Below are 20,979 nucleotides of genomic sequence, written 5' to 3'. Positions count from 1 at the left end.
ACCGGGTCGACGCTCGGGCGGCCGGGAAATCAGTCCCCGCGCAGCGCCTCGACAGCCGTACGGGCGGCCTGCCCCATCGCCAGGTCCACGTCGATCCGGCGCGGGGTGAGCTCGTCGGCGCGGGCGAAGACGGCGATGGCGTACCGCCCGCCGTCGGGGTACTCGGCGACGCCGGCCTCCAGGTGCAGTCCGGGCAGGGTGCCGGTCTTTCCGGACACCCGGACGCCGGGCGGGAAGCCGGCGGCCAGCCGGGTCCAGAAGATCTGCCGCGCCATCCAGGTGCGGACCATCGCGCACGCCGCCGGTGGGCCGGCCTCGTCCCGCCAGATCAGCGTGAGCAGCCGGGTGATCTCCCTAGCCGTGCTGGACGTGGTGTGCGCGGGGCCGAAGACCCGCATGGCCCGGATCCGGTGCGCCGGCAGGGTCGGGAAGATCCGGGCGAACTCCGCCTCGGTCCGCGCCCCCACGTCGGCGAGCATCAGCTCCACCAGCTCCCGGGGGCCACCGAGCACGCGGGTACGCGTCAGCCCCAGCTCGGTGGCGAGCATCGGCAGCAGGTCCGGGCCGACCCGGCGCAGCAGCAGGTCGGCGGCGGTGTTGTCGCTGACCGACATGGCGAAGTAGGCGAGGTCACGCAGCGACACCTCGGCGTCGTCCGCGCAGCCCGCCAGGCCCCACCCGCCGAGCCGGTCGGCGGCGGTGACCAGGACACGTTCGGTGGGGTCGAGCTGACCGGCCCCGACCTGCCGGGCGAACTCCAGCACCAGCAGGATCTTGAAGATCGACGCGATCACCACCTGCTCGTCGGCCCGTACGCCCACCTCCAGGTCCACGGCGTCCAGGTCCGCGACGTGCAGGCTCGCCGTCACGCCGGCGTCGGCGAAGACGGCCTCGATGCGTTCCCCCACGTCCACCCCCGCACGGTATCCAGCGGAACACCGCCGGCGTTGGCGTAGGGTCCGGCCGTGGACCTGCTCCGGCACCTGCGGCACTTCGTGGTGGTCGCGCACGAGCTGCACTTCGGGCGGGCCGCCGAGCTGCTGGGGATGGCCCAGCCGCCGCTGAGCCAGTCGATCCAACGGCTGGAACGGGAGCTGACCGTCGAACTGTTCGACAGGTCCCGCCGGCAGGTACGCCTCACCACCGCCGGTGAGCTGCTGCTCGCCGAGGCGGAGGACCTGCTCGCCGGTGAGGGCCGGCTGCGCAACCTGATGGGCCAGGTCCGGGCGGGTGAGCTGGGCGTACTGCGGGCCGGTGTGCCGCCGGAGACACCCGCGGTGACGCTGCGGGCGCTGCTCGACGAACTCACCACCCGGGCACCCGGTCTCGACGTGGAGCTGCACGAGCTGACCACCGCCGAGCAGGTCCGGATGCTCACCGAGCGGACCCTGGACGTGGGGCTGGTGCACCACCCGGTGACGGCGGACGGGCTGCGCTTCGGCGCTCCGGTCGACGTACCGCTGGGGGTGCTGCTGCCGCGGACCTCGCCGCTGGCCCGCGACCGGGAGGTGCCGCTGGCCGCGCTGGCCGGCCTGGACCTGGTGGCTGCACCGCGCGCCACCACCCCGGGCTGGCACGACCATCTGCTGGCGGTGTGCCGCCGGCAGGGCTGGCGGCCGGCCCGGGTCCGGCCGGCCCGCAATCCGGAGTTCCTGTTCGGCCTGGTGCTGGCCGGCGGCGCGGCGGCCGTGGAGCCGGCGACCGTCGCCCGCCGGGAACCGCGGATCGCCTGGCGACCGATCGCCGGCACGCCGCTGGTGAGGCGGACGTCGGCGGCCTGGCCGGACTGGTCGGCGCACCCGGCGGCGTCGATGGTCGGGCACCTCGCCGCCGAGGTGCTCGCCGCCGCCGACCCCGTCCCGGCCGCGCCCGGACCGGCGCCGGCGGAGCGGCCGTGGCCGGTGCTCTTCGACACGACAGGGTGATCCGGCCGGCCGTTGCGCTCGTCACCCCACGTCCGGCGGTGAATCGCCCACCGACCCGGGTATGGAGAACGGGTAGACGAAGAGGCGAAGGAGCCGCAGTGGCACTCACGATTCCCGACATCAGCCTGAACGACGGCACCACCATCCCGCAGCTCGGCTTCGGGGTGTTCCAGATCGAGCCGAAGGACACCGTCGCGGCGGTGAGCACCGCCCTCGAGGTGGGCTACCGGCACATCGACACCGCCGAGATGTACGGCAACGAGGCCGAGGTCGGCGAGGCGGTCCGCAGGTCCGGCCTCGACCGGGGCTCGGTCTACGTGACCAGCAAGCTGAACAACGGCTTCCACCGCCCGGACGACGCCCGCAAGGCGTTCGACTCGACCCTCGCGGCGCTGAAGATGGACTACATCGACCTGTTCCTCATCCACTGGCCGCTGCCGACCCTCTACGACGGCGACTTCGTGTCGACCTGGAAGGTGCTCGAGGAGTTCCAGCGCGACGGCCGCGCCCGCTCGATCGGCGTGTCGAACTTCCAGGTGCCGCACCTGCGGCGGCTCGCCGACGAGGCGAGCGTGGTGCCGGCGGTCAACCAGGTCGAGGCGCACCCGTACTTCGGGAACGAGGAGGTGCGCGCGTACGGCCGCGAGCACAACATCCTCACCGAGGCGTGGTCGCCGATCGCGCAGGGCAAGGTGCTCGACGACCCGACGGTTGTCGACATCGCCGAACAGCTCGACCGCACCCCCGCCCAGGTGGTGCTGCGCTGGCACGTGCAGCGCGGCGACATCATCTTCCCGAAGTCGACCACCCCGAAGCGGATCGAGGAGAACACCCGGATCTTCGACTTCGAGCTGGACGACACCGCCATGGAGCGGATCACCGGCCTGGACAGGGGCGAGGAGGGGCGGCAGGGCGCGAACCCGGACACCTTCGACTACGTCCCCCGCTGACCGGAGCCCGCCGTCCGGCGGATGATGCGGCGGTGGACGGCTCCGACCGTGTGAACGGGCGGCGGGACAGCGCCCTCAGCCCTCGGTCGGCGGGCCGGTCAGATCGAGCCGCCAGTCGTTGGCCCGCATCATCCGCCCCGGCGGGTACTCGAAACCCGTCTCGCCCAGCAGCGTGAAGCCGGCCTTGCGGCAGACCGCGTTCGATGCCGGGTTGTCGACCGACGGGTACGCGTGCGCGTACCGCCGGTCCCGTCGGCCGCGCGCCACGTCGAGCGCCGCGCGCACCGCGGCGGTCGCCAACCCCTGCCCCCGGTACGCGGGCAGCACCGCCCAGCCCAGCTCGTAGACCGGTTGGTCCCGCCACTCGCGGGCCCAGTAGCCGACGCTGCCGACCCGCGCGCCGTCCGGCAGCGCCAGGGTGAACATGCACCCCTGCCCGCTGTCGGCGAAGTGCACGTACCGGTCGTGCCGGGCGAGCACCTGCTCGTCGGTCTCCGGACCACCGGTGTGCCTGCGCGTCTCGGGTGAGTTGAGCTGCCGCAGCAGGTCGAGGTCATCCTCGCGCCACGGCTCGATGCGGACCTGCGTCATCCGACTCCCCTGTTCGTCGACCCCAGTCAAACCGATCCCACCGACATTCGGTTCCGGAAAACGCCGCCCGCTAGATCCGATCTAGCGGGCGGTCGCCGTCACCTCGCGCCTGAACAGTGGGAGGAGGTGGCCATGACACCGTTGCGGATCGCCGTGATCGTCGGCAGCACCCGGGAGGGGCGGGCCGGCGACCGGGTCGCCGACTGGTTCGTCGAGCAGGCGAAGCGGCACGACGACCTGACGGTGACTGTCGTTGACCTCAGCGAGTACGACTTCCCGGCCAGTTACCCGGCCGCGTCGACCGCGCCCATCCAGGCCTTCGCGCGTGAGGTGGGCCGGGCGGACGCGTTCGTCGTGGTCACCCCCGAGTACAACCACAGCTTCCCGGCACCCCTGAAACAGGCGATCGACTATGCGTACGACGAGTGGCAGGCCAAGCCGGTGGGCTTCGTGTCGTACGGCTGCCGGTCCACCGGCCTGCACGCGGTCGACCAGCTGCGTACGGTCTTCACCGCGTTGCACGCGATGACGGTGCGCGACGTCGTCGGCATCGACCTGCTCGCCGGCGACCCGACAGCGCGATGCGCCGACGAGCTGCGCCACGACACCGACGTTCTGCTCGACCAGCTCCGCTGGTGGGGTCTGGCGTTGCGCGACGGCCGCGCGGCGCGACCCTACGTCTCCTGAACACGTCCGACGGAAGGTAAGGATCATGAATAGACGCACCACCGGCCTGGCCATCGAGGCCGAGGGGCTCACCCGCTCGTTCGGGGAGACCCGGGCGCTGGCGGGCATCGACCTCCAGGTGCCCGCCGGCACCGTCTACGGCCTGCTCGGCCCGAACGGGGCGGGCAAGACCACAGCGGTCCGGGTGCTCGCCACGCTGCTGCGCCCCGACGGGGGCACCGCGCGGGTCTTCGGCCACGACGTGGTCACCGAGGCCGACAAGGTCCGTAGCCGGGTCAGCCTCACCGGTCAGTACGCCTCGGTCGACGAGGACCTGACCGGCACGGAGAACCTGGTGCTGCTGGCCCGTCTGCTCGGCCTGCGTAAGCCGGCCGCGCGGGATCGCGCCGCGGCCCTGCTCGCCGCGTTCGGTCTGACCGAGGCGAGTGACCGCCAGGTGAAGAAGTACTCGGGCGGGATGCGGCGGCGGATCGACATCGCCGCGAGCATCCTCAACACGCCCGACCTGCTCTTCCTCGACGAGCCGACGACCGGTCTCGACCCGCGTAGCCGCAACCAGGTGTGGGAGATCGTCCGGGCGGTGGTGTCGCACGGCACGACTGTGCTGCTGACCACCCAGTACCTCGACGAGGCCGACCAGCTCGCCGGTCGGATCGCGGTCGTCGACCACGGCCGGGTGATCGCGGAGGGCACCCCGGGCGAGTTGAAGTCGTCGGTCGGCTCCGGCACCGTCCACCTGCGACTGCGCGACCCCGGTCAGCGGGCCCAGGCGGAGAAGGTGCTGCGCGAGGCGCTGAACGTGTCGGTGCAGCTCGCCGCCGATCCGGTGGCGTTGACCGCCCGGGTCGGCGAGGCCGGCACCGACCTCGACGCCAGCGCCCAGGCCGCCCGCGCGCTCAGCGACCTGGCCCGGGCCGGCATCGTGGTCGACAACTTCTCCCTCGGCCAGCCAAGCCTCGACGAGGTCTTCCTGGCTCTGACCGACCATCCCGCCGTGCCGGCGGACGAGCGCGACGACGAGCTGGAGGCAGCCCGATGACCGACACCACGACCACCACGACCGGACGGGCGCCCTCGGTTTACGTCCCGTCCGCCGAGGCGCTGGCGACGGTGCTCGCGCCCGGTACCCGACCGCCGCGACCCAGCGCGCTCGGCGCGTCGCTCACCTTCGGCTGGCGGGCCCTGCTGAAGATCAAGCATGTGCCGGAGCAGCTCTTCGACGTGACGGCGTTCCCCGTGATCATGGTGCTGATGTTCACGTACCTGTTCGGCGGAGCCCTCGCCGGCAGCCCGCGCGAGTACCTCCAGTTCTTCCTGCCGGGCATCATGGTGACGAGCGTCGTGATGATCACCATGTACACCGGCGTCGGCCTGAACACCGACATCGAGAAGGGGATCTTCGACCGGTTCCGGACGCTGCCGGTGTGGCGCCCGTCCGCCCTGGTCGGCATGATCTTCGGCGACGTGCTGCGCTACATCCTCGCCGCCCTGGTGATCCTGAGCCTCGGGCTGGTGCTCGGCTTCCGGCCCGCCGGAGGGGTGGTCGGTGCCGCCGCCGGGATCGGGCTGCTGGTGGTCTTCTCGTTCGCGTTCTCCTGGGTGTGGACGTTCTTCGGGCTGATCCTGCGCAGCGAGAAGTCGGTGATGGGCGTCAGCATGATGGTGCTGTTCCCGTTGACGTTCCTCAGCAACGTCTTCGTCGACCCGAGCACCATGCCGGGCTGGCTCCAGGCGTTCGTCAAGGTCAACCCGGTGACCCAGCTGGTGGCGGCGATCCGCGGAACGATGGGCGGCGAGCCGGACCCGTCGGCCACCATGTGGCTGCTGGTGTGGAGCGCCGGGTTCGTGCTCGTCTTCGGCACCCTGACGATGTACAAGTACAACCGCCGCTGACCCCTGCGACGGGCGCCGCCACCACCGTGGCGGCGCCCGGTCTCAGAGCCGCCAGGGCAGCGGCTCGGCTGGCAGGTAACGGCACGTGCTGCCGGTCGAGACGGAGTCGCGTAGGTGGCTGGCGAGGGCCGGGTGCCGCTCGTCGAGCTTGCGCAGCGTGTCCCGGATCCGCGCGGTCACCGTCTTGCGGGCCCGCTCGGCCTCGTCGCCGAGGCGGCGGCTCCGGCCGGCCAGCCCCGCCGCGGCCCGCAGCTCGTCCAGCAGCGCCCCACGCTCGACGTCGAGCGCTGCCACCTTCCGGTCGTCGTCGCGTGCGGCGGCCCGGTCGATCTCCTCGTCGAGGCGTGCCAGGTGCCGCCGGTAGCGGGCCTTGGCCTCGTCGTCGAGGACCGGGTCGCCACCCATCCGGCGGGCGGCCACCAGCTCCGGACCGGCCGCCGGGTCGAGCAGCTCCACCGCCGGCACGTCGCCACCCGGCCGGCTCAGCAGCAGGTGCAGGTCGTGCAGCCCTTTCGCGTCGGGCAGGTGCACCACGCTGCCGGCGTACGCGAGTTGCCAGACCGGGCCGTCGCGGCGGAACTCGTACCCGCCGGTGGTGGGGGCGACCACCACGGCCGGGCCGGGAGCGTGAGCCTGGCTCGGCGTGGCGATGGTGAGCCGGTGGAGCACCTGCGTCATGCCGAGGGCTGTTGCCTCCTGGAGGATGGTGGCGCGCAGCGCGGCCAGTCTCGCGGCGTCGTGCGGGTGGCCGCGCCCGGCGAGGGCGTTCGCCAGACCGGCGCGGGCGAGGAGCGACCAGGGACGGGAGCCCAGCCGGTCGGCGGTGTCGCGGGCCGCCGCGAACCCGGCGATGGCGTCGTCCCAGCGCTCCTGGGCGGCGTCGACCAACGCGAGCCAGTGGTCGACGGGGCCGCTGATGTCGCAGCCGAACAGCGCGACCATCCACTCTCCACGGTGCGCGGCGAGCGCCGCCCGAGCGTCGTCGCAGCGTCGTGGGTCCCGGGAGGCGACGGCGACCTGCGCGCGCAACCGCAGCCAGAGCGGCGACACCGGACGCGGGTACCGGATGTTGGCGGACTCGATGCCGGCGGTCAGCCGGATCGCCGCCGCGTCGTCACCACGCTCCGCCGCGCTGATCGCCCGCAGCAGCTCGTGGTACGGGTAGTCGACAGGTGTCAGCCCGTCCAGCAGGGCGTCGGCCTCGTCGAACCGGCCCTGGAGCAGCAGTCGGGACCAGCGCAGATGGTGGCCCATGAACCCGAACTCGGCATGGCTGGGGTCGGCGACCTCGGTGAGGCTGGTGAACAGCTCGTCGGCCTCGTCGAAGTCACCCCGGAAAGCCGCGATGATCCCACTGTCGACGGTCGCCGAGATCTGGTGCCGGGTGAGGTCGCCCTGCCGGTCGGCGTTGACGAAGGTGGTGAACTCCTCGACGAAGTGGGGGTCGCCCAACTCCAGCAGCGCCACCCAGCGCAACGACGTGGCCCACAGCTCGGTCTCCCGGTCCGCCGTCCGGCGGGCCACCTCGCGGATCTCGGTGGTCAGCGCGGCGCGGGCCGCCGCGGTGCCCAGCCCCCAGGTGGTGTCGTGGCGGGCCCAGAGGCTGAAGGTGAGCGCCTCGTCGTCCTGCCCTCGACGGGCGATCGTCTCGGTGGCGGTGATCAGGTCGGCGACCAGCGTACCGATCGACGCGTCGGGGGCCGGGTCGCCGATCAACCGGCGGTACGCCTCCCGCACCAGCTCCGCCGCCTCGATCGAATGGGCGGTCTCGACCTGGCGGGTGCGGTTGACGATGAGCGCGACGCGGGCCAGCAGCACCGGGTCGTCGAGTGTGCGGGCCAGCGCGCCGGCCTCGCTGAGCAACGCCAAGGCCTCGTCCCGGCCGGCGTGGTGGTACTGCGTCTCGCCGAACTCGACGAGCATCCGCACCCGGTGCTCGCGGTCGTCGACGACCTCCAGCGCGCGGCGGAAGTGCACAGCCGCCTCGTCGGCGGCCAGCCGGGCGAACGCGTCCCGCCCGGCGGCGACCAGCAGCGCGGTCACCCGGGCCCGGTCGAGGGTGGGGCCAGCCAGGTACGCGTGGCGGGCGAGGTCGGCCGGGACCAGCAGGTCGGCAAGCTCGCGCAGGTCGTCGACCACCCGCACGACCGCGCCGTGCCGGGCCTGCCGGTCGTCGGCGGTCAGCCCGTCGTAGAGCGTCTCCCGGACCAGGTCGTGGGCGAACGCGAACCGGCCGCCGCCCCGGGCGACCATCAGCCGGGCGGTCACCGCCCGGTCGAGCAGCCGGTCGACCTGCGCCACCGGGGCGGCCACACACGCGGCGAGGACCTGGCGGTGAAACCCCCGACCCAGTACGGCGGCGACGGTGAGCGCCTCGACCACGGCGGTGGGCAACTGGGCCAGGCGACGCCGGACCGCCTCCCGTACGCCCGGCGCGATGGTGTCGACCGCGTCGTCGGCGTGCCACAGCCGCGCGGTCTGCTCGATGAAGAACGGGTTGCCGCCGGTGCGCCTGTGCACCTCGTCGACCAGGCCGGCGTCGGGCTCCCGCCCGGCGGTCCGTGCCATCAGCGCGGCCACCTCGTCGCGGGCGAGGCCGGTGAGGGTGATCGTGGTGGCCTTCGCGACAAGCGGCATCAGCAGTGGGCGCAGCGGATGTTCGCCGGATTCGACCTCGGCGTCGCGGTAGGTGCCGATCAGCAGTAGCCGCTCGAACCAGGTGTGCTGCGCGGCGAAGCCCAGTAGCCGTAGCGAGGCCGGGTCGGCCCAGTGCAGGTCGTCGAGGACGACCACGACCGGCCGGTGCTGGGAGACCGCGACCAGTGCGGCGGTCACCGCGTCGTGGAGCGCGAACGCCTCCTTGTCGGAGATGTCCCCACCCGTGTCGACGCCGGACCAACTGGCCAGGCGGTCGGCCTGCTGCTTGCCGGGGTCGGTCTCGCCGAGCAGGGCCGCGAGGGCCGGCTCGGCGTCCGGCCGCGCCACCGGCCAGTCGTCGGCGGAGCGCCGCAGGCCGCGCAGCACCTGCACCCACGGCCAGTAGCCGGGGGCGCTGTCCGAATCCCAGCAGGCCGCGCCGAGCACCAGGGCACCGCGCTGCCGCGCCTCCCGGGCCACCGCCGTGACGAGGGTCGTCTTGCCGATGCCCGGCTCCCCGGTGACCAGGACGAGACCGCCGTGGCTGGTGGCGGCGCGATCCAACTCGGCGCGCAACAGGCCCACAGGATGATCCCGCCCGATGAGGGCGTCGCCGCGCCGCGCGTCCATGGTTTCCAGACGGTACTGGAACCGTCCGACAACGAGGGCGGGTCGAGCGATTGGCTGGCCCGGCGAGCCCCCGGCGCGCTCGGGGCGGGCAGGTGCGCTGAGCAGCTGGTCTCACAGACGCATCAGACCCTATCCGTCCTCAAGCTTCCCTATGGTGATAGTGTCGGGAGCGATGATCGAAGAGATGTACTCGGTGGAGCAGGTTGCCGACCGGCTCGACCTCCACGTGCGGACGGTGCGCGGCTACATCCGCTCCGGCCGGTTGAGGGCGGTACGGATCGGCAAGCAGTACCGGATCGCCGCCCGCGATCTCGACGCGTTCACCGGCCAGACCCCGTCCGCCACGGGCGTCAGCGGGCTGGCGGAGGTGTCGAGCATCGTCCAGATCGACGGTGTCGACAGGGCCGCCGCCGACCGGCTCGGCACCCTCGTGCTCGCGAGCGCCAACACCGGCCACGACCAGGCCAACCCGCTGCGGGTGCAGACCGTGTACGACGAGCAACGCCACCGCATGAAGATCATCGTCCTGGGCGACCCGGCCGCGACCGCCGAGTTGCTGCACCTGCTCGACTCCGTGCTCACCGCCGACAACGGCCTGCTCGACCGGGAGGTCCACGATGCCTGACGAGATCCAGGAACGCGCCGGAGTGCAGGTGCTGGTCTGCGACCCCGACGGCCCGCCACTGACCACCGAGCAGGACGCGCTGGACCTGATCGGGGCGGCGTTCCTCGGCGCCCAGGTCGTCGCCGTACCGGCCAACCGACTCGACGAACGCTTCTTCTCCCTGGGCACCCGGTTCGCCGGCGAGGTCATGCAGAAGTTCGTCAACTATCGGCTACGGCTGGTCGTCGTCGGTGACATCTCGGCGCGGCTCGCGGAGAGTTCCGCGCTGCGCGCCCTGGTGTACGAGTCGAACCAGGGTGGGCACATCTGGTTCGTCCCCGACCTCGCCGCGCTCGACGGCCGCCTCCGGGCCGCGTCGTAGCGCCATCTCCACCGCGTCCGGTTCGACACCCTCGACCCGGGCCCGCTCCGAGGCCCAGCGCAGATACGCCAGCCACTCCTCGACCGACCAGCCGTCGCGGCGGCGGACGCCGGCTTCGGCGGGGAGGCGGCGGGCGACCACCCGGTCGAGGATCAGCGGCTGCACACCACCCACCCCGCCGGTAGCCGGCGAAGTAGAGGACCTTCGTGAACAGGCCCGGCCCCAACCACGGCAGGCGAGCGTGGTCAGGGTCGCGGAAGCGGCGGTACGCCGTACGCAGCGCGTCCTCGTCGAACGCCGGCTCCCGCAGCGCGTACGCCAGACGTCTGCCGTCCGGGTCGGCGCCGAGCGACCTGGCGGCGCGCCACGGGCCGTACCCGATGGGCCCGTAACCCCAGACCAGCACGGCGGTCAGCAGGTGCCGTGGGCTTGCGGAACCGGCCCGGTACGCGTCGGCCACCGCGAAGACGTCCCGCCGCCAGACGGTGCCGTCGGTGGGGAAGTCGTCGGGCCACGCGTTCGGTGGCAACCCCGCCCGCCACCGGTCCGCGTGCACGGTGACCGGGGCCTGCTCACCCGGTAACGGCTCCTGCATGGCGTCTCCCTCGGGTCGCGAACAGCCGGAAAGCCGAACGCTATGGCCGGGTCCGCAGACCCGGCTGCCCGAGAACGCCATATCGCGGTGTCGAGGACCACCGCCCCGCCCGGTGCGCGATGAGTGGCCCGCTCACATATTGACACGCGCCTATTGTTTTTCCGGAAGTCGTCCTAGCGTTCGCAGCATGTCCGCCCGCCGCATCGCCGCCGTCGTCGCCCTCGCCACGCTGGCGAGCCTGCTCGCCGTCAACGCCGCGAGCGCGGACGGCCCGGACATCAGCACCCCGGCACCCCGGTGGTGGTGGCCAACGAGCCACACCAGCTCACCCTCAGATGGGCACCCTCGACCTGGATCGGCGATCCGGCGGCCGAGCAGCCGATCAACTACGAGGTGCAGGCGGTACTGGGCCCCAACACGTACCGCTGGCTCGGCACCACGCTCGACACCACGATGACGGTGACCGACCTCGCGCCCGGCACGACGTACTGGATCGCGATCAGCGCCCGCGCGCTCGGCGCCTATTCCGACAGCTCGGCCACCATCATCGTGCGCACCGCCAGCGGCCGCGCGACGGTCAGCTACCTCAATCTCGACTGGTCTCCGACGAACAACCAGATCCAGCACGCCCTCAAGATCACCAATACCGGCACCGGGCCACTCGACCTGGGCGCGGTGCGGCTGCGCTACCACGTGCGCTTCGAGGGCGGCAACACCTCACTCGTGCCGAACTGCGACTGGGCCGCGGTGGGCTGCGACCGGATCAGGCAGACCGTGCAGTTCTTCGTCCCGCCGGGCGGCCCGTCCCCGTTGACCACACCCGCGCCGGGCAACCCGATCCCGGGCACCACGGTCCCCGGCTGGGTGGAGCTGACCTTCACCGGTGGGGTGCTCGAACCTGGCGCGTCGACCGGGCCGATCCAGTTGCGGCACCACAGGCACAGTTGGAGCGACATCGAGGAACGGGACGACCCGAGCTGGCTCGCGGCCACCGGCCAGTGGGCCGACAACTGCCGGATCACGCTGGACGTCGACGGGGTACGCGAGTACGGCGACGCGAACGTCTGACCCGACCCCCGCAGTTTGCACATAGATCGACGTCGTTTCGAAATGTTCCGGAAAACAATGCGGTCGATCAGTGCGTCACCTAGGCTGCCGAACGACCACATCGACGACTGTCTCTGCGTGCCGTGTCGGCCCCCGCGACCACGCGACCCGACGGCCTCAGCGACCGCCGACGCCGATTGGAGCATTCGATGACCTGGCGTTCCACCACCGCCACCCTGGCCGGCCTCTGCCTCGCGCTCAGCGCCGCGCCGCTACCGGCCGCCGCGCACCCTCGCGCTGCGGATGTTAGCGCTCACCTCGCGCTCGCCAACCCGCCCGGGACACCGCCCGGCGCCTGCCCGACGGGTACCGGCTACGGCCCACCGCTGCCGGCCAGTTCCGTGACGGCCACGAAGATCCAGGGTGGATTCTCGTTCCTCGAAGGGCCGGTGTGGGTCGCCGACGGCGGCTACCTGCTCTTCTCCGACATGGCCGCCGGCACCGGGCCATACAACGTCCAGCCGTCCACGATCCGCCGCTTCACCCCGCCGGCGACCTTCGACACGTTCCTCGCCAACGCCGGCAGCAACGGCCTGGCGCTCAGCGCCGACGCCCAGCAGATCGTCGCGGCCACCCACGACCAGCGCAGCGTGTCCGCATACCGGCTCAGCGACCGGACGCGCAGCACCGTCGCGGCGAACTACCAGGGCCGGGCGTTCAACTCGCCGAACGACGTCGCGGTCCGGTCGGACGGGGTCGTCTACTTCACCGACCCCAACTTCCAGCGCGGCAACCGCCCGGACCAGATGAGCGGACGTACCAGCGTCTTCCGCGTCTCCGGCGGCCAGGTGTCGCTTGTGGACGACCGGCTGCGCCAGCCCAACGGCATCGCGCTGTCGCCGGACGGGACCACCCTGTACGTGGGCGCCTACTCCGAGAACAAGATCTACAAGTACGCCGTGCAGCCCGACGGCAGCACCGGCGCCCGCAGCGTCTTCGTGAACTACGTCGGCGGCCCGGACGGCGGCACGATCGACTGCGCCGGCAACGTGTACTGGGCGTCCGGCTCGGACTCCCTGGTCCACGTCTACTCCCCCGCCGGCACCCAGCTGGGCACGATCCGGTCCGGCACCACCGGTACGACGAACGTGGCGTTCGGCGGCCCCGACCGGCAGACCCTCTTCGTCACCTCGGGCCCGAGGGGTGACTCCGGCCTGTACAGCGTCCGGCTCAACATCCCCGGCTACCCGTACTGACCAGGACCTTCGGAAAGGGACGTCTCCCGTGCGGACCAGACCTCGCCAGCCCAGACACCTGCCGTCACTCGCCCTGCTCACGTGCGCCGCCACCCTGCTGGCCGGCGCCCCCGTCAACGCCGCCGCCCAGGCGGCCGAGCCGGCCGGCGCCCCGGCCACCCGGCTCGCCGCGGACACCACGCCACCCACCCCGCCGACCAACCTGCGCAGCACTCGGACGACATGCCAGTCCGTCACGCTGGCCTGGTCCGCGTCCCGGGACAACGTGGGCGTCGCGTTCTACGACATCTACCACGACGGTCAGCTGGTCACCTCGGTCAGCGGCAGCACCCTGACCGCCACCCTCACGGCCGTGCAGGGCAGCACCTGGGGCTGGTACGTCAACGCCCGCGACGCCGCCGGCAACGTGTCCCAGGCCAGCGCCACCCTCACCATCACGCCGCCGTTCTGCCAGCGCGACACCCAGCGGCCCACCACACCGACGAATCTGGCCGCCACGGTGAACGGCACCGACGTGACCCTCACCTGGTCGGCCGCGAGCGACAACGTCGCGGTCACCGGCTACACCATCCTGCGCGACGGTACGGCGGTCGGATCCATCGCCGGCACCGCCACGAAGCCACCAGCCACCTCGTTCACCGACACCGGGCTGGCCGTCAACACGAGCTTCCGGTACACGGTCGTCGCCCGCGACGCCCAGAACAACAGCTCGGCGGCGAGCGGCGCGGTGACCGTACGCACCGGACCCGCCTGCACGAGCGCGGTCTGCGGCACCACGGTCGTCACCACCGAACGGGACCTGCCCTGGGGGCTCGTACAGCTACCCGACGGCAGCGTTCTGTACGGGCGGCGCGACCTGTTCGACATCGTCGCCATGAACCCCGACGGCACCGGAAAACACAGCATCGGCACCGTGCCGAACGTCGCCGGCACCAACGGGGAGGGTGGCGTACTCGGGCTGGCCGTGTCGCCCGACTTCGCCACCGACCGGTGGCTGTACATCTACCACACCACCACGACCGACAACCGGATCGTGCGCATCCGCTACGACACCGCACTGCGCACCGACACCACGCAGGTGCTCGTCACCGGCATCCCGCGCAACAAGTACCACAACGGTGGCCGGCTGCGCTTCGGCCCCGACGGCAAGCTCTACGCCGCCGCCGGCGACGGGCAGAGCCCGGACCGGGCGCAGGACGTCAACGACCTGGGCGGCAAGGTGCTGCGCCTCAACCCGGACGGCACCGTGCCACCGGACAACCCCTTCGGCAACCACGTGTGGAGCTACGGCCACCGCAACCCGCAGGGGCTGGCGTTCGACTCCCAGGGCCGACTCTTCGAGCAGGAGTTCGGAAACAACGTCCTGGACGAGACCAACATCATCGTCCGGGGCGGCAACTACGGCTGGCCCGCCTGCGAGGGCACCGTCGGCGACTGCGCGAACCCCACCTTCACCGCCCCGATCCACACGTACCCGGTCGCCGAGGCCTCGTGCAGCGGCATCGCGATCGTGCGGGACGTCCTCTACACCGCCTGCCTGCGCGGCAACCGGATGTACCGCGCCGTGATCAGCGGCAACACGCTCACCGACGTCCAGCAGTACTTCGTCGGCACGTACTTCCGGCTACGCACCGTCGAGCCGACCCTCGACGGCAACCTGTGGCTCACCACCAGCACCGGCGGGGACAAGGACAGCACCCCGAACAACAGCAACGAGAAGATCCTGAAGGTCACCCTCGGCGGCCAGCGCCTCGGTCGAAGCTGACGGGCAGGTGGATGCGCGCGGCCGGGACGCCCGGCCGCGCGCATCCGTCGCCGGGCAGGCTCAACTGCTCGACGGCCGGGTCGGGCAGACTGCGGGCATGACGGAACGTCGGGTGCTCCATCTGGTCGTCTGCGCGGCAGGTCCGGCGGAACACATTCACGAGCTGGTCGACCTGCTGATCGCCGACGGGTGGCGGGTATGCATGATCGTCAGCCCGACCGCTGCGGTGTGGCTCGACCGAGCGGCGTTGCAGGACAAGACCGGCTATCTCGTACGCGTCGAGTGGCGCATGCCCGGCGACCCGGAACCGCACCCGCCGGCCGATGTGGTGGTGGCCGCGCCCGTCACGTTCAACACGATGTCGAAGTGGGCGCTGGGCATCAACGACACCCTGGCGCTCGGCGTACTCAACGAGTCGTTGGGGGCGGGGTTGCCGATCCTCGCTTTTCCGCACGTCAAGGCGGAACTGGCCGCGCATCCGGCGTACGCGGGCCACGTGGCGGTGCTGCGGGCCGCTGGCGTGGTGGTGGCGGACGGGAAGCCGCTGAACCCGCCGCCTGGGCCGCAACGGTGGGCCGTGATCATCGAGGCGTTGCGCTCGGCCCGACGGAACTGAGCCGTCCGACATCCCCGGTATGCGCGCCGGGTCCCACGGGTAGGCGGGTCGTGTAGTTAGGTTGCGGGAATGACGGATCTTGCGCGGGGCGTCTACGAGCGCCTGATCACCGGTGAGCTGGCCACCCGCCTCCAACACGTCGATCCCACCTCTACGCCGGCACCATGACGTACGAGTCGCACACCGGCGACCGGCCCATGCGCATCCTCTGGCGGCTGCGGCACGCCCTACCCGCCGACGTGTACGCCACCGCCCGGGCGATAGCCGCCTGATCTCTCTTCGTCAGGCGGCGTCCACGTTCGGTGTGCCTCCGGTCGGGCGCACGCGCGAGCCACTTGCCCGGCCCCCGAGTGATTGCGGGTTAGGTTACGACCATGGAGCAGCGAATCAGCCTGGTCACCCTCGGGGTCACGGACGTGGCCCGTGCGAAGGCGTTCTACGAGCAGCTCGGCTGGCGGGGCCAGGAGGTCGAGGAGACGGTCTTCTTCCAGGCCGGCGGCTTGGCGCTCGTCCTGTGGAGCCGCGACAAGCTGGCCGCCGACGCGGGCATCTCCGACCCGGGCACCGGCGGCTTCGGCGGAATGACCCTCGCCCAGAACGTCCGCTCCCGGTCGGAGGTCGACGAGCTGATGGCTGCCGCGACCAACGCCGGTGCGGAGGTGACCCAACCGGCGCGGGAGACGTTCTACGGCGGCTACGCCGGCTGCTTCGCCGACCCGGACGGCCACGTCTGGGAGATCGCCTGGAACCCCGGCTTCCCCCTCGGCCCGGACGGCGCCCTGACCGTCCCCGACTTCAACGCCGCAGCCTGACCCGGAACGAACCGCCACCACCCGACAGCGGACACGCCGCTCAGGGCGCCGCCGACGGGCAGAGCAGCTTGTCCAACAGCGGGAGCTGAAGAGGGTCCAGGCAGACCGCCACAAGCGTGGAATCGGACGGCGTCGGACTCGGGGCGGGGGAGGTCGGCGTGGCCGAAGCGCTGGGCGTTGGGAGCGCCGGTGGGGGCGAGGCCGTCCGAGCTGGGCCGGGGGTCGGCACCGGCGGGGCCGGCGGTACGGCGGATGGAGCGGGAGTCGCCGGGCGAGACGCCCTGACGACCGGCCGGGCCGGCGCACCCGGTGCCGCACGCTCCACCACCCCTGCCGAAGGCCGCACCAGCGCCACCGGCACGGCCGGCCCGATCGGGGAGGCCGGCCGGCCGGGCAGAACGGGCCCGCCGGGCAGGACCGGGCCGATGGGGCGCACCGGCACCTCGACATGCACGGCCGCCGATACGTCCACCACCGCAGTCGCCTCCGCAGAACGCCCGCCCGACCCGAAGGCACCCGGTCCCAGTGTCGCGATGACCACTGCCGTGACGGCGGCGACCGCGGTCAACCGGCGGTCGGGACGTACGGCCGTGGGCGGCGCCTCCTCCGGACCCGCCAGCGGCAGCGGCGTGGGCCGCGCGCCCTGATGAGCGGCGAGCAGCGCGTCGAGATGCGCGGTGAGGGCGGCGCGATCGTCGGTGGCCGCGAGGGTCAGGTAGAAGCGGAAGTTCACCACCGCGCTCGCCGGGACCAGCAGCCCGGACAGTCGACTGTGGTCGGGCAGCAGGGTGACCGGCACGTCGGGGTGGTGGGCGGCGCCGACCAGGGCCGCGTACCGCCACTCGCGCCGGTGCTCCCGGCCGGCGAACGCCACCCGGCGGCTGGTCACGACGGCCAGGCCGGTGTCGACGACCCGCAGGCCCGCCGGCAGGGGGCCGCCGGGCGTCTCGCTGAAGGTGCACGGGCCGGGCGTGGGTAGCCCGGGGATGTGCCGCGCCTCGGCCTCGACCAGTTCGGCGACGGGGACGACGCGGAAGACGAGTTCGTCGTGGTCCAGGTCCACCGGCAGGCCGGTGCGGGGCTGCGTACACCCGAGGAAGCTGGCGGCTTCGATGCGGAGCCGGACCAGGTGGTCGTTGCGGCGTCGCCAGGCGTCGGTGGCGTCGCGGTACGCGCGCCGACGCCGCTCGTTTTCGCGTTCGGCCCAGGCGACCCGCCACGGGGACGACGCCAGTGAGGTCACGGTCACACGCGGTACAACCGCTCACGTACGTGACAGGCAACGCGGACGCGATCGATACTCCCCTTTGGTCCGGAAGGAGAGAATTGACGGACAACGACCGGCAGCGGTGGAGCCGACCACCTCGGGATCGGCTCCGCCGCCGGACATCACCTCTGCAGCGAGGTGAAGAACTCCCTCAGCTCACCGGCCAACAGATCCGGCTCCTCCAGCGGCATGAAGTGCCCGCCCCGGCCGGGCTCACTCCAGTGCCGGATGTCGGTGCAGGCCCGCTCGGCGATCTCGCGCGGGAAGTTGGCCATCGCTGGTTCGGTGCTCAGCGTGAACGCGGCGGACACGGTGATGTCGGGCCGCGGGGTGTTGTGCGCGAAGTCGGCGTACTGCCGGAACGACGAGCCGATCGTGCCGGTGACCCAGTACAGCGTGATGATGGTGAGCAGGGTGTCGGCGTCGAAGCTGTTCGCCAGGTCGCCGTGGTTGTCGCTCCAGTCGCGGTACTTGTCGACGAGCCAGGCCGCCAGGCCCGCCGGTGAGTCGGCGAGCGCCGCCGCGAGGGTGTCCGGGCGCGTCCCCATGATGGCGCTGTAGCCGCCGTCGGTCTCGTCGTACACGGCCTCGGCGTCCAGGAACGCCCGCTCGGCCGGCGACAGAGGACGGGCGTCGAAGCTCGCCGGGAACGGTGGATGGATCATGTGGATGCCGGCCACCTGGTCCGGGTACAGGGCACCGAGCCAGCCGGTGACCACCCCACCGACGTCGCCGCCGAAGGCGCCGTACCGCTGGTAGCCGAGCACGTCGGTCATCAGCTCGTGCAGCGTCCGAGCGAGAACCGCGCGGGTCACCGGCCCGTCTGGCAGCTCCGAGAAGCCGAAGCCGGGCAGCGAGGGCACCACCACGTCGAACCCGCCGCCGGCGGGGCTGGTCAGCCGGTCGACCAGGGGCAGCATCTCGACGAAGCTGCTGGGCCAGCCGTGGCTGAGGAGCACCGGCGGCGGTGCGGGCGTACCGGCCGGGCGGTCGGCACGGACGTGCAGGAAGTGCAGCTTCCGGCCGCCGACGACGGCCAGGTGCTGGGGGTACGCGTTCAGTTCGGCTTCGCGGGCTCGCCAGTCGAATCCGTCGTGCCAGTACGACACCAGGTCCCGCAGGTAGTCGGGGTCGACGCCGCCCTGCCACGGCCGGTCGCCGACGCGGGGGGTGAAACGGGTACGGGCCAGACGGGCCCGCAGGTCGTCGAGGACCGCATCGGACACATCGATGCGGAACGGGGAGTGAGACATTGGTCCTCCGATAAGGAGGGCGCTCCCCGACGCGGAAGGTCAGCTGAGGGGGACGGCGGAGAGGAGCGCCCGGGAATGACGATCGGTGGTCATCGGGCTCACCTCCTCTGCGGGCTGACGACGATCACTCTAGCTCAGTGGGTCGGGGAGCCAGCCCCGGGCCGGGAACCGCGACCGGACGCGCGGCGGGTACGCCTCGCAGTGCGCCATCCACTGCTCGGCGGCGACGGCGAGGGCGTCCGCGGAGACGGTGAGGACCAGCGGGTAGACGGCGGTGACCGGGCGGCGCATCCACGGCGGCAGCGACTCGGCGGAGAACTCGACAGTCAGCTCCAGCCGTCGCCGGCGGATCACCCGGGTCCGCAGGGCCAGGTTGGGTTCGGTGAAGCGGACCGTGGCCGGCGGCGAGCCCGGCCCGAGCGCCGCCGACGCCTGCCCGTGCAGCCAGCCGCCGAGCGCGCGGGCCTCCTCGACCATGAGGCTCGGGTAGTGGTGTGACCAGGTCTGGCCGTCGGCGGTGCGCGCGTCGACCTCGATGAGCAGCCAGTCCCGCCAGCCCGGCGCGGCCCGGTCGGGCTCGTCGGGCGGGTTGATGCCGGGCTGGTAGCCCACCGGGCGGATCCGCACCCGGGCACCGTCGTCGGACCGGATCTCCACTCGGTCATTCTGGCCGACCGAAGGGGACGTCTACCCCCAAATCGGTCACTTCGAGATGGTACGACGGACACCTCGGTGGTCGGCGCAGGCGTTGGACCGGCCTCCGGTAAGGCTCACCGAACCGTCCCGGCACTGCACGAGGTAGCCGCGACCGGCCCAGAACTCGGGCGCGCAGTCGAACCAGTCGCAGACCTCGGCGGCGGGCCGGCGGATCCGGGTCCCGCCGCAAAAGTCGTACCCCAGAGGGTTCTCCGGTGCTCCGCAGCGCGCGTCGCGGCTGGTGCTCGGCGACGGGCGTGGCGACTTCGTCGGCTTCGGCGCGGTGCTGCGCCCGGGCGTCGCCGGGAGTATCAGCGCGGGGGCAAGGCTGGGCGTGGGCGCCGGGGTGGCGGCGGCGGCCACCTCCGCCCCGCCGGTCGGGTCGGACGGGTCCGATTCGATCAACGCCGCCGGCACCAGCAACGCGACGGCCGCGGCCACCGCGACGGTCCGCCGCCCACCTGGCACCCGTGCGGTGAGCCGGGCCTGCGCGGGCGTGGCCACGGCCGGCCGGAACGGCTTGAGCTGGGCGTGCTCGGCGATCAGCTCGTCGAGTTGGTCGACCACCGCGGCGCGCTGTTCGATCGCGTCGGCGAACGCGAGCGTCAGCTTGAACCGGAAGTCCGGCGCGGCGTCTGTGGGCAGCAGCAGCCCGGAGGTACGCCGCCGGTCGAGCACCTGGATCAGGGTGACCGGAGCCGCCGGGTCGTGGGCCAGGCCGGTCATCCGGCCGTACGCCCAGTCACGCCGGCCGCGTCCGCCGAGCAGGACCAGGCGGCGGCTGGTGATGACCGCCATGCCGGCGTCGGTGACGCGTACGCCGTCCGGGCGGCGTGGGCGCAGCGGCGCGTCCGGTGGGGCGACAGTCAGGTCCGGGGCGGGCAGCACGCTGGTGTGCCGGACCTCGACGAGCTGCGCTGCGGGCAACGCCCAGAGCACCACCTCGTCGGCGGCCAACTCCAGTGGCAGGCCCGCGCCGGCCGCGGCGGAGCCCTGGAAGTCGGCGGCCAGGGCGCGCAGTCGCCGTAACTCGTCGTCCCGGCGACGCCACGCCGCCTCGGCGCCGCGGTACGTGCTGACCCGCCGCACGTTCTGCCGGTGCGCCCACCGGTACCGCCAGGTGGAACCCGTCGAATCAGTCTTTGCCACGCCGACTCCTTCGCCGCGTAGGCCACCAATCTGGGGTGTCACAGTGTTAACAGGGCTGGCGCGCCGGCCGGAAACGCCGAAACGGGCGAAGTATCCGATCGGCGGAGCAACCCACACGATAGGCCGATACTGCTGCGTCGATTCGTCGTGCCGTGCGGAGCGGTCTCCGCCTCGGTAACGTCAGCCGCAGCCGGGTGGCGACGCCGCCGCACCGCCGTACCGAG

The 20,979-nt window shown here is 72.3% G+C and carries 19 protein-coding genes and 2 pseudogenes; 12 read left to right on the top strand and 9 right to left on the bottom strand.

Annotated features, from left to right (window positions below; all coding sequences use genetic code 11):
- Positions 1-29: 29 nt before the first annotated feature.
- Positions 30-914 carry a serine hydrolase gene (locus ABZS77_RS06290; protein WP_354818092.1) on the bottom strand — a complete coding sequence of 295 codons (885 nt, stop codon included), beginning with the start codon at positions 912-914 and terminating at the stop codon, positions 30-32.
- 51 nt (positions 915-965) lie between these two features.
- Here ABZS77_RS06290 and ABZS77_RS06285 point away from each other — a divergent pair, with 51 nt between their 5' ends.
- Positions 966-1,925 (top strand): LysR family transcriptional regulator, encoded by a 960-nt coding sequence (locus tag ABZS77_RS06285; RefSeq protein ID WP_354818089.1) that lies wholly within the window; start codon positions 966-968, stop codon positions 1,923-1,925.
- 98 nt (positions 1,926-2,023) lie between these two features.
- Positions 2,024-2,875 (top strand): aldo/keto reductase, encoded by an 852-nt coding sequence (locus ABZS77_RS06280; protein ID WP_354818086.1) that lies wholly within the window; start codon positions 2,024-2,026, stop codon positions 2,873-2,875.
- A 75-nt stretch (positions 2,876-2,950) separates the two neighbouring features.
- Here the strand turns inward: ABZS77_RS06280 and ABZS77_RS06275 are convergent, their stop codons facing one another.
- The gene (locus ABZS77_RS06275) at positions 2,951-3,466 is read right to left on the bottom strand and encodes a GNAT family N-acetyltransferase (protein WP_354818083.1); all 516 of its coding nucleotides are present in this window, start codon (positions 3,464-3,466) and stop codon (positions 2,951-2,953) included.
- A gap of 132 nt (positions 3,467-3,598) precedes the next feature.
- Between ABZS77_RS06275 and ABZS77_RS06270 the strand changes: the two genes are divergently transcribed.
- The 3 genes from ABZS77_RS06270 to ABZS77_RS06260 are packed head-to-tail and all read left to right on the top strand — an operon-like array spanning position 3,599 to position 6,046.
- Positions 3,599-4,153 (top strand): NAD(P)H-dependent oxidoreductase, encoded by a 555-nt coding sequence (locus ABZS77_RS06270; RefSeq protein ID WP_354818080.1) that lies wholly within the window; start codon positions 3,599-3,601, stop codon positions 4,151-4,153.
- A 25-nt stretch (positions 4,154-4,178) separates the two neighbouring features.
- On the top strand, positions 4,179-5,192 hold the full coding sequence (locus ABZS77_RS06265; protein ID WP_354818077.1) for an ATP-binding cassette domain-containing protein: 1,014 nt from the start codon (positions 4,179-4,181) through the stop codon (positions 5,190-5,192).
- Complete coding sequence (locus ABZS77_RS06260) at positions 5,189-6,046, top strand: ABC transporter permease (protein WP_354818074.1); 858 nt, start codon at positions 5,189-5,191, stop codon at positions 6,044-6,046. The genes ABZS77_RS06265 and ABZS77_RS06260 overlap by 4 nt, the downstream gene beginning before the upstream one ends.
- A gap of 42 nt (positions 6,047-6,088) precedes the next feature.
- On the opposite strand, the gene ABZS77_RS06255 is transcribed toward ABZS77_RS06260, so the two are convergent.
- Positions 6,089-9,313 (bottom strand): AAA family ATPase, encoded by a 3,225-nt coding sequence (locus tag ABZS77_RS06255; RefSeq protein WP_354818071.1) that lies wholly within the window; start codon positions 9,311-9,313, stop codon positions 6,089-6,091.
- Positions 9,314-9,485: 172 nt separating this feature from the next.
- Here ABZS77_RS06255 and ABZS77_RS06250 point away from each other — a divergent pair, with 172 nt between their 5' ends.
- Both ABZS77_RS06250 and ABZS77_RS06245 read left to right on the top strand, forming a co-directional pair.
- A complete protein-coding gene (locus tag ABZS77_RS06250; protein ID WP_354818065.1) occupies positions 9,486-9,938 on the top strand; it encodes a helix-turn-helix domain-containing protein in 453 nt (150 codons plus the stop codon).
- Positions 9,931-10,299 carry a DUF4180 domain-containing protein gene (locus ABZS77_RS06245; protein WP_354818062.1) on the top strand — a complete coding sequence of 123 codons (369 nt, stop codon included), beginning with the start codon at positions 9,931-9,933 and terminating at the stop codon, positions 10,297-10,299. Before ABZS77_RS06250 ends, ABZS77_RS06245 begins: the two co-directional genes overlap by 8 nt.
- 9 nt (positions 10,300-10,308) lie before the next feature.
- Here ABZS77_RS06245 and ABZS77_RS06240 read toward each other — a convergent pair.
- A pseudogene (locus ABZS77_RS06240) lies at positions 10,309-10,464 on the bottom strand (hypothetical protein); the annotation flags it as partial.
- Positions 10,465-10,486: 22 nt separating this feature from the next.
- Positions 10,487-10,894 (bottom strand): annotated as a pseudogene (locus tag ABZS77_RS06235) (hypothetical protein); the annotation flags it as partial.
- A 303-nt stretch (positions 10,895-11,197) separates the two neighbouring features.
- Between ABZS77_RS06235 and ABZS77_RS06230 the strand changes: the two are divergent.
- The 5 genes from ABZS77_RS06230 (at position 11,198) to ABZS77_RS06210 (ending at position 16,390) form a co-directional block, all read left to right on the top strand.
- Complete coding sequence (locus ABZS77_RS06230) at positions 11,198-11,962, top strand: cellulose binding domain-containing protein (RefSeq protein WP_354818059.1); 765 nt, start codon at positions 11,198-11,200, stop codon at positions 11,960-11,962.
- A gap of 188 nt (positions 11,963-12,150) precedes the next feature.
- On the top strand, positions 12,151-13,197 hold the full coding sequence (locus ABZS77_RS06225; protein ID WP_354818056.1) for an SMP-30/gluconolactonase/LRE family protein: 1,047 nt from the start codon (positions 12,151-12,153) through the stop codon (positions 13,195-13,197).
- A gap of 28 nt (positions 13,198-13,225) precedes the next feature.
- Positions 13,226-14,962 (top strand): PQQ-dependent sugar dehydrogenase, encoded by a 1,737-nt coding sequence (locus ABZS77_RS06220; protein ID WP_354818053.1) that lies wholly within the window; start codon positions 13,226-13,228, stop codon positions 14,960-14,962.
- A gap of 97 nt (positions 14,963-15,059) precedes the next feature.
- Entirely contained in the window at positions 15,060-15,578 is a 519-nt protein-coding gene (locus ABZS77_RS06215) for a flavoprotein (RefSeq protein ID WP_354818050.1), read from the top strand.
- A gap of 374 nt (positions 15,579-15,952) precedes the next feature.
- A complete protein-coding gene (locus ABZS77_RS06210) occupies positions 15,953-16,390 on the top strand; it encodes a VOC family protein (protein WP_354818047.1) in 438 nt (145 codons plus the stop codon).
- Positions 16,391-16,430: 40 nt separating this feature from the next.
- On the opposite strand, the gene ABZS77_RS06205 is transcribed toward ABZS77_RS06210, so the two are convergent.
- From ABZS77_RS06205 to ABZS77_RS06190, 4 genes are all read right to left on the bottom strand, one after another.
- Positions 16,431-17,633 (bottom strand): hypothetical protein, encoded by a 1,203-nt coding sequence (locus tag ABZS77_RS06205; RefSeq protein ID WP_354818044.1) that lies wholly within the window; start codon positions 17,631-17,633, stop codon positions 16,431-16,433.
- A 146-nt stretch (positions 17,634-17,779) separates the two neighbouring features.
- Positions 17,780-18,910, bottom strand: a complete 1,131-nt coding sequence (locus tag ABZS77_RS06200) for an epoxide hydrolase family protein (protein ID WP_354818041.1) — start codon at positions 18,908-18,910, stop codon at positions 17,780-17,782.
- 129 nt (positions 18,911-19,039) lie between these two features.
- Positions 19,040-19,567 carry a hypothetical protein gene (locus ABZS77_RS06195; protein ID WP_354818038.1) on the bottom strand — a complete coding sequence of 176 codons (528 nt, stop codon included), beginning with the start codon at positions 19,565-19,567 and terminating at the stop codon, positions 19,040-19,042.
- A 45-nt stretch (positions 19,568-19,612) separates the two neighbouring features.
- The gene (locus ABZS77_RS06190) at positions 19,613-20,755 is read right to left on the bottom strand and encodes a hypothetical protein (RefSeq protein WP_354818035.1); all 1,143 of its coding nucleotides are present in this window, start codon (positions 20,753-20,755) and stop codon (positions 19,613-19,615) included.
- Positions 20,756-20,979: the final 224 nt, after the last annotated feature.

The organism is Micromonospora sp. NPDC005298, from assembly GCF_040607375.1.
Classification (GTDB): Bacteria; Actinomycetota; Actinomycetes; order Mycobacteriales; family Micromonosporaceae; genus Micromonospora.
Note: the sequence above shows the minus strand (reverse complement) of the source record. Positions and strands in the feature narration are given on the sequence as shown.

What these genes read in the sequence shown, in the direction of transcription:
- ABZS77_RS06275 (WP_354818083.1), bottom strand. Translation starts at nt 3,466, where the DNA reads ATGACGCAGGTCCGCATCGAGCCGTGGCGCGAGGATGACCTCGACCTG.
- ABZS77_RS06270 (WP_354818080.1), top strand. Translation starts at nt 3,599, where the DNA reads ATGACACCGTTGCGGATCGCCGTGATCGTCGGCAGCACCCGGGAGGGG.
- ABZS77_RS06265 (WP_354818077.1), top strand. Translation starts at nt 4,179, where the DNA reads ATGAATAGACGCACCACCGGCCTGGCCATCGAGGCCGAGGGGCTCACC.
- ABZS77_RS06260 (WP_354818074.1), top strand. Translation starts at nt 5,189, where the DNA reads ATGACCGACACCACGACCACCACGACCGGACGGGCGCCCTCGGTTTAC.
- ABZS77_RS06255 (WP_354818071.1), bottom strand. Translation starts at nt 9,313, where the DNA reads ATGGACGCGCGGCGCGGCGACGCCCTCATCGGGCGGGATCATCCTGTG.
- ABZS77_RS06250 (WP_354818065.1), top strand. Translation starts at nt 9,486, where the DNA reads ATGATCGAAGAGATGTACTCGGTGGAGCAGGTTGCCGACCGGCTCGAC.
- ABZS77_RS06245 (WP_354818062.1), top strand. Translation starts at nt 9,931, where the DNA reads ATGCCTGACGAGATCCAGGAACGCGCCGGAGTGCAGGTGCTGGTCTGC.
- ABZS77_RS06225 (WP_354818056.1), top strand. Translation starts at nt 12,151, where the DNA reads ATGACCTGGCGTTCCACCACCGCCACCCTGGCCGGCCTCTGCCTCGCG.
- ABZS77_RS06215 (WP_354818050.1), top strand. Translation starts at nt 15,060, where the DNA reads ATGACGGAACGTCGGGTGCTCCATCTGGTCGTCTGCGCGGCAGGTCCG.
- ABZS77_RS06210 (WP_354818047.1), top strand. Translation starts at nt 15,953, where the DNA reads ATGGAGCAGCGAATCAGCCTGGTCACCCTCGGGGTCACGGACGTGGCC.
- ABZS77_RS06200 (WP_354818041.1), bottom strand. Translation starts at nt 18,910, where the DNA reads ATGTCTCACTCCCCGTTCCGCATCGATGTGTCCGATGCGGTCCTCGAC.